The organism is Bacillus sp. CECT 9360 (genome assembly GCF_918741275.1).
GTDB lineage: Bacteria > Bacillota > Bacilli > Bacillales > DSM-1321 > Peribacillus.
The window spans coordinates 160,069-177,079 of the sequence record NZ_CAKKNA010000002.1 but is presented as its reverse complement, the minus strand read 5'-3'; the positions used below and the strand labels follow the sequence as shown (position 1 = coordinate 177,079).

At 43.2% G+C, this 17,011-nt stretch carries 16 protein-coding genes; 3 read left to right on the top strand and 13 right to left on the bottom strand.

The annotated features are described in order from the left end of the window. Nucleotides 1-32 precede the first annotated feature (32 nt). On the bottom strand, nucleotides 33-1,418 hold the full coding sequence (gene fumC, locus LQ216_RS02825) for a class II fumarate hydratase (protein WP_230126603.1): 1,386 nt from the start codon (nucleotides 1,416-1,418) through the stop codon (nucleotides 33-35). A gap of 163 nt (nucleotides 1,419-1,581) precedes the next feature. Here fumC and LQ216_RS02820 point away from each other — a divergent pair, with 163 nt between their 5' ends. Then, the gene (locus tag LQ216_RS02820) at nucleotides 1,582-2,412 is read left to right on the top strand and encodes an aldo/keto reductase (protein WP_230126602.1); all 831 of its coding nucleotides are present in this window, start codon (nucleotides 1,582-1,584) and stop codon (nucleotides 2,410-2,412) included. A 55-nt stretch (nucleotides 2,413-2,467) separates the two neighbouring features. Further along, a complete protein-coding gene (locus tag LQ216_RS02815) occupies nucleotides 2,468-3,040 on the top strand; it encodes a nitroreductase (protein WP_354958302.1) in 573 nt (190 codons plus the stop codon). Nucleotides 3,041-3,194: 154 nt separating this feature from the next. Here LQ216_RS02815 and LQ216_RS02810 read toward each other — a convergent pair whose 3' ends face one another. The 10 genes from LQ216_RS02810 to LQ216_RS02765 form a co-directional block, all read right to left on the bottom strand. Further along, nucleotides 3,195-3,971 carry an IclR family transcriptional regulator gene (locus LQ216_RS02810; RefSeq protein ID WP_230126601.1) on the bottom strand — a complete coding sequence of 259 codons (777 nt, stop codon included), beginning with the start codon at nucleotides 3,969-3,971 and terminating at the stop codon, nucleotides 3,195-3,197. 84 nt (nucleotides 3,972-4,055) lie between these two features. Continuing rightward, complete coding sequence (locus LQ216_RS02805) at nucleotides 4,056-4,826, bottom strand: fumarylacetoacetate hydrolase family protein (protein WP_230126600.1); 771 nt, start codon at nucleotides 4,824-4,826, stop codon at nucleotides 4,056-4,058. Nucleotides 4,827-4,839: 13 nt separating this feature from the next. Continuing rightward, complete coding sequence (locus LQ216_RS02800; RefSeq protein ID WP_230126599.1) at nucleotides 4,840-6,042, bottom strand: malic enzyme-like NAD(P)-binding protein; 1,203 nt, start codon at nucleotides 6,040-6,042, stop codon at nucleotides 4,840-4,842. Nucleotides 6,043-6,188: 146 nt separating this feature from the next. Next, nucleotides 6,189-8,369: a malate synthase G gene (locus LQ216_RS02795; protein WP_230126598.1), complete on the bottom strand. Its 2,181-nt coding sequence runs from the start codon at nucleotides 8,367-8,369 to the stop codon at nucleotides 6,189-6,191. 221 nt (nucleotides 8,370-8,590) lie between these two features. Next, the gene (locus LQ216_RS02790; RefSeq protein WP_230126597.1) at nucleotides 8,591-10,051 is read right to left on the bottom strand and encodes an FAD-linked oxidase C-terminal domain-containing protein; all 1,461 of its coding nucleotides are present in this window, start codon (nucleotides 10,049-10,051) and stop codon (nucleotides 8,591-8,593) included. Continuing rightward, the gene (locus tag LQ216_RS02785) at nucleotides 10,051-11,409 is read right to left on the bottom strand and encodes a (Fe-S)-binding protein (protein WP_230126596.1); all 1,359 of its coding nucleotides are present in this window, start codon (nucleotides 11,407-11,409) and stop codon (nucleotides 10,051-10,053) included. Before LQ216_RS02785 ends, LQ216_RS02790 begins: the two co-directional genes overlap by 1 nt. A 2-nt stretch (nucleotides 11,410-11,411) precedes the next feature. Next, the gene (locus tag LQ216_RS02780) at nucleotides 11,412-12,737 is read right to left on the bottom strand and encodes an FAD-binding oxidoreductase (protein WP_230126595.1); all 1,326 of its coding nucleotides are present in this window, start codon (nucleotides 12,735-12,737) and stop codon (nucleotides 11,412-11,414) included. 67 nt (nucleotides 12,738-12,804) lie between these two features. Continuing rightward, a complete protein-coding gene (locus tag LQ216_RS02775) occupies nucleotides 12,805-13,500 on the bottom strand; it encodes a FadR/GntR family transcriptional regulator (protein WP_230126594.1) in 696 nt (231 codons plus the stop codon). Between the two features lie 193 nt (nucleotides 13,501-13,693). After that, nucleotides 13,694-13,861, bottom strand: a complete 168-nt coding sequence (locus LQ216_RS02770) for a hypothetical protein (protein WP_160118405.1) — start codon at nucleotides 13,859-13,861, stop codon at nucleotides 13,694-13,696. Between the two features lie 41 nt (nucleotides 13,862-13,902). Further along, complete coding sequence (locus LQ216_RS02765; RefSeq protein ID WP_230126593.1) at nucleotides 13,903-14,520, bottom strand: spore coat protein; 618 nt, start codon at nucleotides 14,518-14,520, stop codon at nucleotides 13,903-13,905. Between the two features lie 172 nt (nucleotides 14,521-14,692). Here LQ216_RS02765 and LQ216_RS02760 point away from each other — a divergent pair, with 172 nt between their 5' ends. After that, entirely contained in the window at nucleotides 14,693-14,947 is a 255-nt protein-coding gene (locus LQ216_RS02760) for a sporulation protein (RefSeq protein WP_230126592.1), read from the top strand. A 44-nt stretch (nucleotides 14,948-14,991) separates the two neighbouring features. Here LQ216_RS02760 and LQ216_RS02755 read toward each other — a convergent pair whose 3' ends face one another. Further along, entirely contained in the window at nucleotides 14,992-15,783 is a 792-nt protein-coding gene (locus tag LQ216_RS02755) for a putative hydro-lyase (RefSeq protein ID WP_290369214.1), read from the bottom strand. A 17-nt stretch (nucleotides 15,784-15,800) separates the two neighbouring features. After that, entirely contained in the window at nucleotides 15,801-16,991 is a 1,191-nt protein-coding gene (locus LQ216_RS02750; RefSeq protein WP_230126591.1) for an NRAMP family divalent metal transporter, read from the bottom strand. Between the last annotated feature and the right edge of the window lie 20 nt (nucleotides 16,992-17,011).

The window sequence follows — 17,011 nt, the reverse complement described above, 5'->3', positions numbered from 1 at the left end:
TATGTACCCTCCCATTTAAGGAGGAAAATCAATTAACTCTTATTAACCATATTTTGCGGATTTACCCACTCATCAAACTGTTTTTCAGTCAAATATCCCAATTTCAAAGCCGTTTCCTTCAATGTAGCGTTATCTTTAAACGCAAGCTTAGCAATTTCTGCAGCCTTTTCGTAGCCGATATGGGGATTCAGTGCCGTTACCAGCATCAATGAACGTTGAACATTCTCTTTTATTTTCTCTTCGTTTGCCTCGATGCCTTTGGCGCAATTTTCGTTGAATGATTGCATCCCTTCACTGAGAAGCTTCACAGATTGCAGGAAGTTGTAGATTATCACAGGCTTAAATACATTCAGTTCAAAATTACCCTGGCTTGCTGCAAAACCGATGGTCGCATCATTCCCGAAAACCTGGGCGGCAATCATCGTCAAAGCTTCACTCTGAGTAGGGTTTACTTTTCCGGGCATGATACTGCTTCCCGGTTCGTTCGCCGGTATTGATATCTCTCCAATTCCACTTCTGGGACCGCTTGCCAGCCATCTTACATCATTGGCTATCTTCATTAAATCCGCCGCAAGCGCCTTCAACGCGCCATGAACATAAACGATCTCATCATGGCTTGTCAGCGCATGAAATGTATTATCGGAAGCCACAAACTCATAACCGGTCGCATCGCTAATTTGTTTGGCCGCTCTTTCACCAAACTCCTTGTGAGCGTTTATTCCGGTTCCCACAGCGGTTCCACCGATGGCAAGGTTTAATAAATGCTGGCTGCTCTCTTCGATCATCTTCATGCTTTTATCCAGCATCGCCTTCCAGCCGCTGATTTCCTGTCCGAGCGTTAGCGGTGTGGCATCCTGGAGATGGGTACGGCCAATTTTCACAAGATCTGTGAACTGTTCTTCTTTCCCGGCAAATGTATCACGCAGCTCTTTTATCGCCGGCAGTAAGGTTTGCACCACAGAAATATAGGCAGCTATATGCATGGCCGTCGGAAATGAATCATTCGAGCTTTGCGCTTTATTCACGTCATCGTTTGGATGAAGCTTTTCGTCGCTTCCCTGTTCCTTCAACCATTCATTCCCTTTATTCGCAATCACTTCATTCACATTCATATTGCTTTGTGTTCCGCTGCCCGTCTGCCAAACAACAAGCGGAAAATGCTCATCCAGCTCGCCTTCTAGAATTTCTCCACATATTTTTTCAATTGCTTTCCGTTTCATTTCCGGGAGACTGCCCAAGTCGTTGTTAACTCTTGCTGCCGCCTGTTTTACATGTGCGAACGCCTGAATGAGCTCAACCGGCATTTTTTCATTACCAATCTTAAAGTTCACCCTGCTTCTCTCTGTCTGTGCCCCCCAATATTTATCATAAGGAACCTGCACTTCACCCATCGTATCTTTCTCCACTCTATATTTCATCTTTTCTCCTCCCTGTTCATTATTTACTATCTTTTCCCTGTTGTATGTATTAATAACATGATTCGTCGGTATGATGAAAGTATTATGTTTCAAGCAAATGCTAATTATTTACTTTTTAAAATCAACTATGAGAAAATATAGTAGATGTTAGGGAGGTTACGATATGGCAAAAACTCTTCAAGATTGTACAACCTTAAACAATGGTGTCAAAATGCCCTGGTTTGGTTTAGGCGTTTACAAAGTGGAAGAAGGACAAGAAGTGGTTAACGCTGTAAACACAGCAATCAGACACGGTTATCGCAGCATTGACACCGCGTCCTTTTACAAAAATGAAGAAGGTGTCGGAAAAGCAATCAAGGAATCAGGCATTTCCCGCGAAGAACTGTTTATCACAACAAAGGTATGGAATACTGAACAAGGATATGAAACGACTATAGATTCGTTTGAAAAAAGCCTGAAAAATCTGGATATAGATTATTTAGACTTATACTTAATACATTGGCCTGTAAAGGATACATACAAAGAAACTTGGAAAGCAATGGAGAAACTATATAAAGATGGCCGTGTTCGCGCGATTGGCGTCAGTAATTTCCATATTCACCATTTAGAAGATTTACTGGCTGATTCTGAAATTACACCAATGGTGAATCAAGTAGAATATCACCCTCGTTTAACACAAACTGAGCTTCATGAGTATTGTAAGAAGCAACATATTCAGCTTGAAGCCTGGTCACCCCTTATGAGAGGACAGTTGTTAGATAACCCGGTTCTAAAAGAGATTGGCCAAAAATATAGTAAATCCGTCCCTCAGGTGATTTTACGCTGGGATTTACAAAACGGTGTGGTGACAATCCCTAAGTCCATTAAAGAACACCGGATTGTTGACAATGCAGATATTTTTGATTTTGTCCTAACCCTGGAAGAAATGGACAAAATCACTTCCTTAAACGAAGACCGCCGTGTTGGCACAAACCCGGATAGTTTTGATAAATGAACTATTTTGAATAAAGTTCCTTTTTAAAAAATAAGGATGGAATGAAAAGGGGGATATGATGGAAACATTTGAGGCAATCAAAACTAGGAGAACCATTGGACTGATTAAACCTGATCCGGTACCTCATGAATTAATTGATCAAATTTTAGAGGCCGGCACCTATGCGCCCAATCATTTTCGAACTGAACCTTGGAGATTTTTTGTCATCACGGGTGAAGGCAGAAATCGGCTCGGGGAGGTTTTCGAAGATATCACAACGGCAAAATGCACGGAGCCTATCTCAGAGGACGATCTAAAAAAAATAGAAAAAGCAAAGAAGAATCCACATAGGGCACCGGTTATTATTGCCGTTGGCGTAGAACCGACTGAAAAAAAGAATGTCATAAAAAATGAGGAATATGCGGCTGTGCACAGCGCGGTACAGAATATGCTGTTAACTGCCCATTCGCTTGGGTTAGGAGCGATCTGGCGCACGGGTGAAATTTGTTATCATGAAAAAGTGAGGGATTTTTTCGGTCTATCTGAAGCTGGTGAAATCCTAGCTTTCATTTACCTCGGATATCCTGATATGGAAGCACCAAAAGTGAAAAAAACTCATTTCAAAGACCTAACAACATGGATAAATTGAATGTAAACGCAAATAAAACCTTTCATCGCATTTGATGGAAGGTTTTTCGAGTTAAGGAATCATCTAGCAGTAAAATCTTGAAAATTCGATACATAAAAAAATTGTTCGATATTCTTTTTTAAAGCTTTACTCGAACAAATTTTTCAGATCCTTCTTAGTTAATCTTGCTTTCATATCCAAGCCTTGTTGAAATTTGCTTTCCGATTCGCTGCATTTGTGTTTGAAGCTCATTCAATCGTTCTTCTGTCATACGAATAGTCGGTCCGGATATACTGACAGCCGCAATCGCCTTTCCTAAATGGTCAAAGATTGGAACAGCAATGCAAGTAATCCCGGTCTCATTTTCTTCTAAATCCAGTGCATAACCTCTCTGCTTCACTTGATTTAGTTCTTGAATGAACTCATCCTTATCCGTTATGGTTTTGTCCGTGTGCACCGGCAATCCTTTCCGTTCCAGAATGTCGAGCACAACACTGGAAGGCAGATGAGCGAGAATTGCTTTTCCTACTGACGTGCAATGCATCGGCGCTCTTTTTCCTACTTTGGAATGCATACGTAAGGTTTCATTGCCCTCTAACTTTTCAATATAGACGACTTCTCCTTGATCGTATACGACCAGGTGGATCACCTCGTTCGTGAAGTTCTCCAATTCCTGCAAAAATGGCTTTGCTTCGGATCTTAGATCAATGGAATCCAAAAGCTTGGAACTAACCTCTAAGAATTTATAGCCAAGCTTATAACGGCCCGTCTCCATATCTTGTTCAACATAACCATACTGGACTAGTGTGGTTAATATGCGATAAACAGAGCTTTTATTGATATCTATTTGATTGGCGATTTCTGTTACACCCAAACCACCTTTTTTTGAACTGACCAAAGTAATAATATCTAACGCCCGGCTTACGGACTTCACCATATTCTCTCTTTCCATAATTGCTCACCTCGAATGTAAAACGTTATTGACTTGAATTATAGCACAGAAAATGCCGGGCATTTGTTAGATTATTAATACATTTTAGCGCCTTGCCTGAGCTGTTGCAAACGTATTCCTGAGAGTTCCAATCTCTTTTATCTCGCATTCAATGACATCTCCCGCCCCTACCAGCTCTGCTCCAACAGGACTTCCCGTCAGGATTACATCTCCAGGCTGGAGTGTCATCACATTCGTCAAATAAGAGACCATTTTACGAAGTGGTATGATCATTAATTCAGTTGCGCTGTTTTGTTTTTCTGTATCATTCAGTTTTGCTTCAACATTCACGTTAAAAGGGTCGAGTTCTGTTTCGATTACAGGGCCTAATGGAGTAAATGTGTCGAATGATTTACCAATCGTCCAGTGGCCATCACTATGGAAGAATTGAGGCGCCGTAACGTCATTTCCGACCGTATACCCGAATATATAATCCAATACCTCGGATTCAGGGACATTTTTTGCCTGTTTGCCAATAACGATGGCTAATTCTGATTCAAATTTTACTTGATCGATTCCTTCCGGGAGCCTAATTTCTTCTTCAGGACCAATTACTGATGATGTTGGCTTGAAGAAGAATACTGGAATTTCCGGAAGTTCTTGCGGGATATCTTCCACTTTGGAAACGTAGTTGGCGCCAATTCCGATGATTTGATTTGGCTTAAGCGGAGCCAGAAGTTTTACTTCACTCACGGAAAACGTTTGGCCGGTATACTCCCAATCACCTAACATATCACCTTTAATTTCTCTTATCGTCTCCTCTTTTATAACCCCAGTATAAATGACAGAGTTTGTTGTAAATCTAGTAAACTTCATCGTTTTTCTCCTCTCAAACCAAATTTTCCAGTTCTGTTTTTTTGCGGGCGACTCCAGATTTAACAGCTGCATCAGCAACAGCATTTGCTACTGCTTCTACCACCCTGTCATCAAATGCATTGGGGATCACATAGTCATATGAAAGCTCATGCGGATGAATTAAACCCGCTATCGCATATACGGCTGCCACTTTCATTTCTTCATTAATTTCTGAAGCGAAAACCTGTAGGGCCCCTTTAAAAATTCCAGGGAATGCAAGCACATTATTTACTTGGTTCGGCAAGTCTGAACGCCCTGTTCCGACAACTGCCGCTCCGGCTGCCTTTGCAGCATCCGGCATGATTTCCGGGATGGGATTGGCCATCGCAAAGATGATGGCATCCTTGTTCATCGACTGCACCATCCCCGGCGTTACTGCATCAGCTACGGATACGCCGACAAACACGTCGGCACCGTTCATGACTTCCTGTAATGAACCTGTCACCCTGCTTTTATTGGTAATTTCTGAAACGGCTTCCTTCATGGAATTCATGCCATTTTCCCGGCCTTTGTAAATCGCTCCCTTTGTATCGCACATGATGATGTCCTGAACGCCCAACCTAATCAGCAATTTCGTAATCGCAATACCGGCAGCGCCTGCTCCATTTACTACCACCTTGATGTCTTCAATCCCTTTGTTCACTACCTTCAAAGCGTTGGCTAACCCGGCCGCTGTCACAATCGCAGTTCCATGTTGATCATCATGAAAAACGGGGATGTTCATTTCCTTTTTAAGTCTTTCCTCGATGATGAAACAGTTTGGTGCCGAAATGTCTTCGAGATTGATTCCGCCGAATGTCGGTTCCAATGCTTTTACTATAGAGATAATCTCTTCAGCGTCATTTGTATTTAAACAAATCGGGAACGCATCAATATCAGCGAATGCTTTAAATAAAGCAGCTTTCCCTTCCATAACAGGCATTGATGCCGCGGCACCGATATTGCCTAAGCCTAATACAGCAGATCCATCTGATACCACCGCGACCAGGTTGCCTTTTATCGTGTAATCATAAATTTTCTCGGGGTTTTGAAAGATTTCTTTACAAGGCTCTGCTACCCCCGGTGAATAGGCTAAACTCAAATCATATGCATCTTTTACAGGTACCTTGACGTTCACAGTTATTTTTCCTTTAGACCGCTTGTGTAGTTCTAGCGATTCTTCCCGAAGGTTTCGCATAGCATCAACTCCTCCAATCATTTTTTTTGGTTGTTGTTGAAACTGCTGTTCTTCGGCAAGGGGGTAGTCTCTTCATTTCAACAGGTAAAATAGAGTGATACACCGGAACCTCCTAAAAACTAGAATGTCCCGGTAATTTAGTCTGGTTATTGATTCACGGCAAACTTGGCCTTTGCTTCAATACGGCGGCGGTGCAGGATTGGCTCAGTGTATCCGCTTGGCTGGTCATAGCCTTCAAAAACCAAGTCACAAGCGGCCTGGAAAGCTACTGATTCTTCATAATTCTTGGACATCGGACGGTATCCGGCGTCAGCGGCATTTTGCTCATCGACTATTTTGGCCATCCGTTTTAAAGTCCCTAGCACTTGTTCTTTCGAAATGATTCCGTGGTGCAGCCAGTTCGCCATATGCTGGCTGGAAATCCTTAGTGTAGCACGATCCTCCATAAGCCCAACATCGTTAATATCCGGTACTTTAGAGCAGCCCACTCCCTGTTCCACCCAACGGACAACATAACCCAGCATCGTTTGACAATTGTTGTCGAGTTCCTCCTGGATTTCTTCAGTGTTCCATTGTGGATTTTTCTCAACTGGTAACTCCAGAATTTCATTTCTAAGATCTTTTGATTCTTTGATTTTCTCATTTTGCACTTTATTAACATCCACTTGATGGTAGTGGAGAGCATGCAGTGTAGCTGCGGTCGGTGACGGCACCCATGCTGTATTTGCACCGGTTTTCACATGGCCGATCTTCTGTTTTAGCATTTCCTCCATCATGTCGGGCATGGCCCACATTCCTTTACCGATCTGGGCCCGGCCCTGGAAACCGCTCGCAAGGCCAGTATTCACATTGGATTGTTCATACGCCTGCAGCCATATTGATGATTTCATTTCACTTTTGCGGATCATCGGGCCTGCTTCCATGGATGTATGGATTTCATCACCGGTGCGATCAAGGAATCCGGTATTGATGAATACAACCCGGTCTTTTACCTGACGGATACAAGCTTTTAAGTTCAAAGATGTGCGACGTTCCTCATCCATAACACCAATTTTTAGAGTATTGCGCTTTAAATCAAGAATGTCTTCAACCCGGTCAAACAACTGATTCGCAAATGCGACTTCTTCTGATCCGTGCATTTTCGGCTTCACGATATAAATAGAGCCCTTGGAAGTATTTTGATAAGGCCCACTTCCTAAAAGCGTATGCTTAGCAATAAGGCTTGTTAAGACTGCATCCAGAATCCCTTCTTGAATTTCCTCGCCTGCTTGATCCAATATCGCATTATTCGTCATCAAGTGTCCCACATTGCGGACAAACAAAAGCGAGCGGCCTGAGAGTGTTAATTCATCTCCTGTTGGCGAGGTGTAGCTGCGGTCAGGATTAAGTGTTCTCGTCATTGTCTTATTACCTTTTGTGAAGGTGGCAGACAAATCCCCTTTCATCAAACCTAACCAATTGCGGTAAACGAGCACCTTGTCTTCAGCATCAACGGCTGTTACTGAATCTTCGCAGTCCATGATTGTCGTCGTAGCAGCTTCCATAAGTACATCTTTCACACCGGCTGCATCCGTCTGGCCGATTGGATGATTCGGATCAATTTGAACTTCAAAATGCAGTCCGTTATTTTTCAATAATATGGTTGCTGGGTTTTCAGGTTGCCCATGGTAGCCGGCAAATTTGCCAACGTGTTCAAGCCCGGTTTTTTCCCCGTTGCGAAGTTCAACAGACAATTTTCCGCCATCAATGCTATAACGCACGGCATCTATGTGGGAAGCTTGCTTTAAAGGAGCAGCTTGGTCCAGAAATTCCCTCGCAAATTGAATCACTTTCTCTCCACGAACCGGATTGTAACTGCCTTCCCGGTGAGCGCCGTCTTCCTCACTGATCGCATCTGTTCCATAAAGAGCGTCATACAGACTTCCCCAGCGAGCGTTGGCAGCGTTAATCGCATAGCGGGCATTATTAACCGGAACGACCAGTTGCGGGCCTGCCTGGACAGCAATTTCATCGTCCACTTCTTTTGTCGTGATTTGAAAATCTTCCACTTCCGGTTCCAGATAGCCCAACTCTTGCAAAAATGATTTATACTGTTCTGAATCGAAGCTCTCTTTATTTTCCCGATACCAGGCGTTTATTTTGTCCTGGATTTGATCACGGCGGTCCAATAATTCTTTGTTTTTCGGCGTTAAATCATGAACCAATTTCCCAAAATCAGACCAGAATTTATCCCGATCCAATCCGCTTTCCGGCAGGACTTCTGAATTGATAAAATCAAAAAGTTCCGGAGCCACCTGAAGATTCCCTGCTTTTACATAGTTTGTCATTGAAGATCTCCTCCTTTGAATCAATTGCTTCTTAATTATTTTTGTTTGTTATTACGAAACGGTGTTTCAATATGGAATATAAAAAAATAATATCATGGAATTCCGTATTTGTTAACAATTTTCATAAAATTTGTTCAATTAATCTTTTACATCCGTATAAACTGTGTAAAGAACAGGCAGACTGTCCATGTTACGTCTGCCTGCCAACAAAAGTTTCTCTTTTATGAAATAACCGTTTCTCTTTCTTTAAGATCTCTCTTAATTTCCACACAACGTCCCGGCATTGGAAATAATTTGCCCCCATTTAATAGATTATCAGGGTTGAACACTTCCCGTATATTAGTCTGAGAGATGATTTCTTCATCAGTAAAGACAAACCGCATCTCTTCTATTTTCTCAATTCCAACGCCGTGCTCACCAGTGATTGTACCGCCCACGTCGGCACATGCTTGCAGACAGGCACTTCCTGCCGCCAATGCCTTTTCGCTTTCACCTGGAATCCTTGCATCGAAGAGGACTAACGGATGAAGATTTCCATCTCCCGCATGAAATATATTGGCGATTCGGAGGCCTGATTCTTCGCTGATTTGGTTGATTTTACTTAGCACCTCAGGTAGCTTGCTCCGCGGGATTACGCCGTCCTGCACTAAGTAGTCCGGGGAAATCGCTCCCATCGCTCCAAAACCTGTTTTGCGGTTCGCCCACCATCTGCCCCTTTCCAGCTCATCCTGTGCTACTTTCACTTCACGGACATTTCTACTGTTGCAGACATCGAGTATCTGATTGATCTGCTCATCGATACCCGCCAGAATTCCATCGACTTCGATAAGCAGGACTGCTTCGATATCCTTGGGATGTCCAACAGGAAACGCAGCCGCCTCCACCCCTTCAATCGCTGTTTTATCCATCATTTCAAGAGCAGCAGGAATGATGCCTGCAGAGATAATATCCGATACAGCCTGGCTTCCGTCTGAAACTTTATCAAAATAAGCCAGCACTGTTTGCTTCGCTTCAGGATTCTTTAGAATCCGAACCGTTATTTTGGTTACGATGCCCAGGGTACCTTCAGATCCTGTCAACAGACCGAGCAAGTCATAACCAGGTTCGTCCTGGATGCCATTTTTGCCAATTTCAACAATTTCCCCATTTGGCAGGACAACCTCGAGCCCGAGAATATGGTTTGTCGTAACTCCATATTTAAGGCAGTGTGCTCCTCCAGCATTTTCCGCGACATTTCCGCCGATTGTACAGCATGATTGGCTTGAGGGATCAGGAGCATAATAATAGCCTTTGTCGGCGATCGAATTTGTCAGCTTAAGGTTGACATAACCCGGCTCAACGACCGCCCTCCTGTTTTCAAGATCCACACTTAACAAGCGTTTCATCATGACTAAGCTAATGATTACTTCCCCATTTAATGGAATCGCCCCACCGCTTAAACCTGTGCCGGCTCCGCGGGCGAGGAAAGGCAATTTATTTTCGGAGCAGTATTTTACAAGCTTCGCGACTTCCTCAGTGTCCTTCGGGAACACGACCGCTTTAGGCAAATGCCTATGCAAGGTGAACCCGTCGCAATCATAGGCGATCAGATCCTCGTGGTGATATAGAATTGATCGTGGTCCTGTAACAAGGTTCGCCAGGTTCTTAATATGCTTATCCTTCGTTTTGATTTTTAAAGCCATTACTCTCCCTCCTTTAGCTCGCCCTCTTTTTGATAAGCCCAGTCAAGCAGCTGGATCGTATGGACGATTTTTTGATTTTTTCCGTATTTTTGCACACCAATTGCCATCTGAAGCATACAGCCAGGATTCCCCATCGAGATCATTTCCACATCCTCAGGAACATTTTGCATCTTGCTTTCCAGCACGGCTCCAGCCATTTCCGGATTAGTGATATTGTAGATTCCCGCACTGCCACAGCAACGGTCCGCGTTCGGCATATGCACCATTTCCACTCCCGGTATATCAAGCAGAATATCCCGCGGCTCCTGGCGCACTCCCTGTCCATGTGCAAGGTGGCAGGCGTCATGATAGGTGATGCGATTATTCAGTTTCGCTTTTGGTTTTTCATAACCAGTATCATGGAGATATTTGGTGATGTCTTCCACCTTTGCGGAAAACTCTTCCGCTTTTTCATGCCACTGGGGGTCATCCCGGAACAATTCCGAGTATTCCTGCATAGCGCAGCCGCAGCCGGCCGCATTGACGATAACCTTCTCTGAATCTTTAAATGCTTCAATATTTTGCTTTGCAAGCTTCCTGCCTGTTTCACGATCACCAGCGTGGACATGAAGCGCACCGCAGCAGGTCTGGTTTTGCGGGATGTTAACGTCATTGCCGTTCCTGGTTAATACGTTAATCGTCGATTCATTGATATCACTGAACATGACGTCCATGACACATCCGGTTAAAAACGACACTTCATGTCTCGTTTCGCCCTTTGCTTTAATGACCTTTTCGTTCTTATATTTTTTTCGTACAGGCTCTTTCACTTCAGGCATGATCGCTTCCATTTCAACTAAGTGCCGAGGCATAACATTAATCAGCTTCGTTTTGCGGACAACCTTCTGCATGCCGCTCTTTTGATAGAACTTGAGCAAGTTTCCCATTGAATTTAAGCGATTTTGATGAGGGAAAATCCCTTGCAGGAACAGTTTGCTTACCGATCCTTTCCATCCTGTTAATGGCATCGCCTGACGGATCTGGCCGCGGGCTTCTTCAATCAGTCCACCGACATCAACATCCGCCGGGCAAGCGGTTGTACACGCGCGGCAGTCAAGGCAAGTAAAAACGGGATCCATAAACTGCTCATTCACTTCAAGCTTTCCTTCTGCAACTGATTTAATGAGATGGACACGGCCGCGGGGGGAATGCTGCTCCTGGCCGGTTAGTTCATAAGTGGGGCATGATTCCAAACACATTCCACAATGTACACAGTCCGCCCATTTATTTTCGTCGGGTGCGTCGCTCCAAAGATAATTGCTTAGGCTATTGGTCGTACAGGACGGGTCAAGTTTCAATGCCATTTCTTTTAGACTCACTACTAAATCCCTCCCACGAAACGTTTATTATTTAGAACTTTGTTCGGATCGATCTTCGCCTTAATCCCTTGTAATAAAAAGAAATGCGAAGGGTTTTCTCCCCAAATATTGATTTTTTGACGGAGAGAAAAAGGCAAATGTTTAACAATTGAGTATCCACCTAATTGCGTAACGGAATTCCTCAGGTAATTGATTGCTGATTCTATTTCCTCAGCAGAACCCTTTAAATTTACCTGGCACAATCCATGTCCCAATCCACCGTGAGCATCGATTGCCAGGCGTCCGGAATCTACTAAACTCTGACATTCTTTGATAACCTTGAGAACATCGAGATTGACCACGCCTATTTTCATAGCAGCTTCTATTTCAGAGCCTTCAACAAGCACAGCTCCATTTGGACCGATTGTATAAAATTGATCCCAGAAGGCCTGTGCTTCTTTTTGTTGAAGAACCACCATGTTTGTATGGAGTGGTTGAATGTTTTTAACAAACTCCTCCTGATAATGGACCGAGTTTTCGACATCTTCAAAGCTGATTGCCAATGTATACTGATTTTGCCCCGTCATTCTTTCCGCTAGAGACGGACTTAACAATTCTAGAGAAGTTGGCTCTATTACAGAATCCAACAGTTTGATTGCATTTGCTCGAATCTTCTCTACATCCCCTTCAGGAAAGGATAATAAGACTAGGCTTTCATACTTTGCCAGCGGCCGAAGCTTCACAGTCACTTCAGATACGACACCCAACGTCCCCATTGAACCGATAAAAAGCTTGTTCATGTCATATCCGGCCACGTTTTTTACTACTTTGCCGCCGGAACGGTTAACACTTCCATCGGGATAGACCATTCGAAGCCCAATCACCACATCTCTCGAAGCACCATATCCCAAACGCTTGGGACCGCTTTCATTCGAAGCGATAATTCCGCCAACAGTTGCATATTCCGGCCACGCAGGATCGAGTGAAACCTTTTGATTGTGTTCCGCCAAATATTCCTGCAACTCCTTAAACGGCGTTCCGGCCTTTACCGTCAATGTCATGTCCCCAACCGTATGTTCAACAATTCCTTTATATTTCGCTAAAGATAATAAGATATCCACGGACTCGGTCAGCCCACCGAATCCTCTTTTTGTTCCTCCCGCAACAACCGCTATTTTTTTCCCACTGTCATTTGCATACTTTAAAACGCTTGCGATTTCGTCCTCAGATTTTGGATAGACGGTCACCTGTGCACTGTTTCCTAGTGGATGGCTCGTGTTTTCCCTTTCAATCAGTTGTTCATCAGATACAATAGATTTTAAATCAGATAGTAAATCTGTTGTAATCAATTCCTAGCCTCCTCACTATCGTTTTGTAATAACAAACACCGTTTCTTTTTTGTTGCAAAAAAATAGGTTATTTAGCCTTATGCATGATACTTCCCTGCATAAGCTCTTCCACATAATTTAAGTGTTCAATCATCGCCTGTTTCGCTTGTTTTGGTTCACCAATTTTAATGGATTCATAGATTTTGTCATGCTGTTCGCCAATCGTTTGAACCATGGTCTCATTTTTTTGGATATGCCTGTGGAAGTCGATCATCGCTTTTTTCAATGTGGTTGAGATGAATTGGATTAACTCAATGAGAATTTTATTGCCTGTTGCTTGGGCAATGGCCATATGAAATTCATAGTCTGATTCCCAACCGTTGCTTAATTGCGTGGAAAGAAGTTTTTCCATGCCCTTCAAATCTTTCTTCGAACGATTGAAAGCCGCCATCTCGGCAATACCCGCCTCTAATATTTTTCTAACTTGAAACAGTTCAGTAATGTCTCCGGAGGCAGGCAGTAACATATGATTATTGAATAGTTTAGTGGAATCAAATTCACATATGTATGTTCCTTCCCCTTGTTTTACATAAACAATACCTTTTCCACTCAGCATACTGATGGCATCCCGGACAGCAGAGCGCCCGACCCCGAACAATTCACAGAGCTCCCGGACAGAAGGGAGTTTTTCACCTGCGTGAAACGTACCAGAGTCAATCATTTTCTCGATTTGCTCTCCAACCGAATCCGATAATTTCTTTGTGGAGATTTTTTCGACATTCACGCACTTGTCTCCTCCCCTTTCAGACATCACATATCTGATAAGTAACAAAAGTTACTTTCATTAAATCATTCAAATTAATATTTATCAAGAAGTATTTAGAATTCATTGAATAATTAAAAAAGTATAAGAAAAAGGACCAACGCCAGTGTTGGTCCTTTTGTACCAGTGAACGGTATATGTTCAGTTATTCATCCTACAAAGGGAATTTTCGCCCGGTTGCACCAGGTGATTTCTGACTGTTTTGATTGTCATTGTACCTGTGATCGTTGATTCCCTGCTGCTGCGTTTTGTCGCCGCCGATATAACGGGATTTGTGCTTTTGTTGAATGCTATTGAATTTATCAAAATTCATGTTAACCATGATCCACCTCTTTTATTAAAGTGTTCGATAAAATTCGTAAGTTAGTGTGTATTCGTTCCCTGTGCCGGTGCAAAACCATTTAACATTTGAGCCATATCCTGCTCATTAAACTGCGGTACCTGGTAGTAATGGTGCTTGTTTTGGTATAGGGAAAGTTCATACACCATTTCAACACAGTTTGGTACAGAATCCGCAAGCACGCGGCGAACGACAGGATTTGTTGACTCCAATGCCGCCATTGTCTTCATGGAAGCTGAAGATTTTTGGGCTCCAAGCAAGCAGCCGGAAACAGTTTGCTCATTCATTTCGGATGCAGATTGGATCGGTGCCGCAGGTTGACCAGATTTCAAACCATAGATAAAGTCGTTATCCTGCTTCATCTTGTAGCTTTGAGTTGGCTTGGAAGGATCCTGTCCCGTTTTAAAGCATTCTACAGTAATGTTATACTCTTCCTTCATGAATTTATATTGCCTGTCCATTATATCAAGCAATTCTGGATCTTTTACGAATTGGCGCAATACGGTATATTGATTCATTGCCCCGATTGAACCGGTAAGCGCCTCACGAACATCAAGAACTTCATGGGCCCCATGATTAAATTGCTGCGATACGCTACCTGCGTGCATATTTTCATGCGTATGTCCCTGTTGGTTTTCCATAAGATTCCCTCCTGTTTGATTCAATAGCACTTCTCCCTTATTATGTTTTATCAAACAGGAGTTATTCATATTCAGACCGTTTTTGTTATTACCTTTTTTATTAAGTATTTTGGAGTCTGATGGGTAAAATACTTACATAACACCAGGAGGATTTTTTCAAGGAGGGATTTGAATGAACCAATCTTTGGCATATGTAAGGGAAATTCTTGCCGGGCATACGGAGAATGATACCATCGGAAAGAAAATATATGATAAAATCTCAAATAAACAATATGATACTGAACGATTGTTTGTAAAAAATTTAACGGCCGAAGAAATGTATTATCTCAACCAGGTGCTCGAGGAAGCGATTGAATATTCCAACCAGGAACAAGATCATGAAAGGTCTAAGCAACTCACTGAAGTGTTTGAGTTATTAATGATTTAACCAAAAAAAGCGCCTTTTCATATAGTAGGGCGCCTTCTCTCTGTTCATAACACAGCAAATTGCTCATTCGGTAAATCTGTAATAAACATATGCCCTGGTGCATGGGTGATCATAATTTCCGGCTTCACTTCCATTGCTACTGCTTGTGGCGTCACACCGCACGCCCAAAAAACAGGAACCTCTCCATCTTTAATGGTCACTCTATCTCCAAAATCCGGTTTATGAATATCTGCTATCCCGATGCTCGCAGGATTGCCAATATGGACCGGAGCCCCATGGACTGAAGGGAAACGACTGGTTACCTGAACAGCTCTGATTGCGTCTTTTTCAGGCATCGGCCGCATACTGACGACCATCGGACCTTCAAACCTGCCTGCTTTTACGCATTGAATATTTGTTTTGTACATTGGAACATTACAGTTTTCTTCGATATGTCTGATTGGAATGCCATTTTTGAGCAATCCCTCTTCAAATGTGAAGCTGCAGCCAATCAAAAATCCAACCATATTCTCATCCCATAGCTCTGTTACATCACTGGTTTCTTCTGTCAACACACCATTCCGATATACCCGGTATTTGGGGATATCCGTTCTGATATCAGCGTGCGGTGCAGCTATTGTCGGTACCCCTGATCCCGGTTCTGTTACGTCGATAATCGGGCAGGGCTTCGGATTGCGCTGGCAAAAAAGAAGGAACTCAAACGCCAAATCTTTTGGCAGCACCGCTAAATTAGCCTGGATAAATCCATTGGAAACACCTGATGTAGGTTTTTCCCAATTGTTATTGCGGATCATTTCTCTGGCCTCAGAAGGGCTCATTACCGTAATAGAAGACATCGCTTTTTCCCCCAATCTTATTTCAATAGTTGTGGAATCCCGTTAATTATAGAATAACCGCCCATATAAGCCATCGCGACCACAATAATGGCTCCAAAAATCGTCATCCATATCGGATGCTTATAATCGCCGACAATTTTTGTTTTATGAGCCGCCACCAACATTACACCTAATGCAATGGGCAGAATAAGGCCATTTAACAATCCGACAAGAACCAGTATCGTTGCAGGCTCACCGATCGCAATAAACACTAAAGTCGATATTGTAATAAATCCGACAATGACCCATTTTTCGTATTTAGCTACTGTCTTACTCAATGTTTTTATAAAAGAAACTGATGTGTAAGCTGCTCCCACTACGGACGTAACGGCAGCTGCCCAAATGATCACTCCAAAAATCTTATACCCAATATTGCCGGCAGCATGTTGAAAAACGGAAGCTGCAGGGTTTTTTGGATCAAGAGGCAACCCTTGCACCGCAACACCGAGGGCAGCCAAGAAAAGGAAAATCCTCATAATGGAGGCAATTCCGATCGCGCTGATTGCCCCTCTTGTAACCTCAGGAACCGCTTCTTTTCCTTTCAGCCCTGCGTCTAACAATCGATGGCCTCCAGCAAATGTAATATAGCCGCCAACTGTTCCTCCAACAAGCGTGACAATCGCCACAAGATTAATTTCATCGGGAACAAACGTCCTTTCGACCGCTTCCCCATATGGAGGTTGTGCCTTAAACATTACGTAAACTGTCAGTGCAATCATAACAAAACCCATGATTTGAGCGAAACGGTCCATTGCCTTACCCGCTTCTTTCACTAGAAAGATCCCAATTGCCATGATTCCGCTCAGTAAGGCGCCCAGTTCAGGAGAAATACCAAACAATACATTCATGCCAAGCCCGGTTCCTCCAATGTTGCCGATGTTAAACGCCAGGCCGCCGATTACAATAAGCACGGCCAAAAAATAACCTAACCCTGGCAGTACCTCATTCGCTATATCCTGTGCCCTTTTTTCCGATACAGCGATAATTCTCCATATGTTCATTTGGGCGCCGATATCAATAATGATAGATATTAAGATGACAAACCCAAAGCTGGCAAGAAGGGTTTCCGTAAAAACGGTGGTTTGAGTCAGGAAACCTGGTCCGATAGCTGATGTCGCCATCAGGAAGGCAGCTCCCATTAATATACTTAATCTTGAGTTTTTTTCCATACCTTATCTCCTAGCATCAT

Coding starts and splice junctions, on each gene's coding strand:
- LQ216_RS02795 (WP_230126598.1), bottom strand. CDS start 8,369: ATGACAAACTATGTAAAAGCAGGGAATCTTCAGGTGGCTCCGGAACTT.
- LQ216_RS02810 (WP_230126601.1), bottom strand. CDS start 3,971: ATGGAAAGAGAGAATATGGTGAAGTCCGTAAGCCGGGCGTTAGATATT.
- LQ216_RS02750 (WP_230126591.1), bottom strand. CDS start 16,991: ATGGAAAAAAACTCAAGATTAAGTATATTAATGGGAGCTGCCTTCCTG.
- LQ216_RS02765 (WP_230126593.1), bottom strand. CDS start 14,520: ATGGAAAACCAACAGGGACATACGCATGAAAATATGCACGCAGGTAGC.
- LQ216_RS02815 (WP_354958302.1), top strand. CDS start 2,468: ATGATGGAAACATTTGAGGCAATCAAAACTAGGAGAACCATTGGACTG.
- LQ216_RS02820 (WP_230126602.1), top strand. CDS start 1,582: ATGGCAAAAACTCTTCAAGATTGTACAACCTTAAACAATGGTGTCAAA.
- LQ216_RS02760 (WP_230126592.1), top strand. CDS start 14,693: ATGAACCAATCTTTGGCATATGTAAGGGAAATTCTTGCCGGGCATACG.
- LQ216_RS02755 (WP_290369214.1), bottom strand. CDS start 15,783: ATGTCTTCTATTACGGTAATGAGCCCTTCTGAGGCCAGAGAAATGATC.
- fumC (WP_230126603.1), bottom strand. CDS start 1,418: ATGAAATATAGAGTGGAGAAAGATACGATGGGTGAAGTGCAGGTTCCT.
- LQ216_RS02805 (WP_230126600.1), bottom strand. CDS start 4,826: ATGAAGTTTACTAGATTTACAACAAACTCTGTCATTTATACTGGGGTT.
- LQ216_RS02790 (WP_230126597.1), bottom strand. CDS start 10,051: ATGGCTTTAAAAATCAAAACGAAGGATAAGCATATTAAGAACCTGGCG.
- LQ216_RS02770 (WP_160118405.1), bottom strand. CDS start 13,861: ATGGTTAACATGAATTTTGATAAATTCAATAGCATTCAACAAAAGCAC.
- LQ216_RS02800 (WP_230126599.1), bottom strand. CDS start 6,042: ATGCGAAACCTTCGGGAAGAATCGCTAGAACTACACAAGCGGTCTAAA.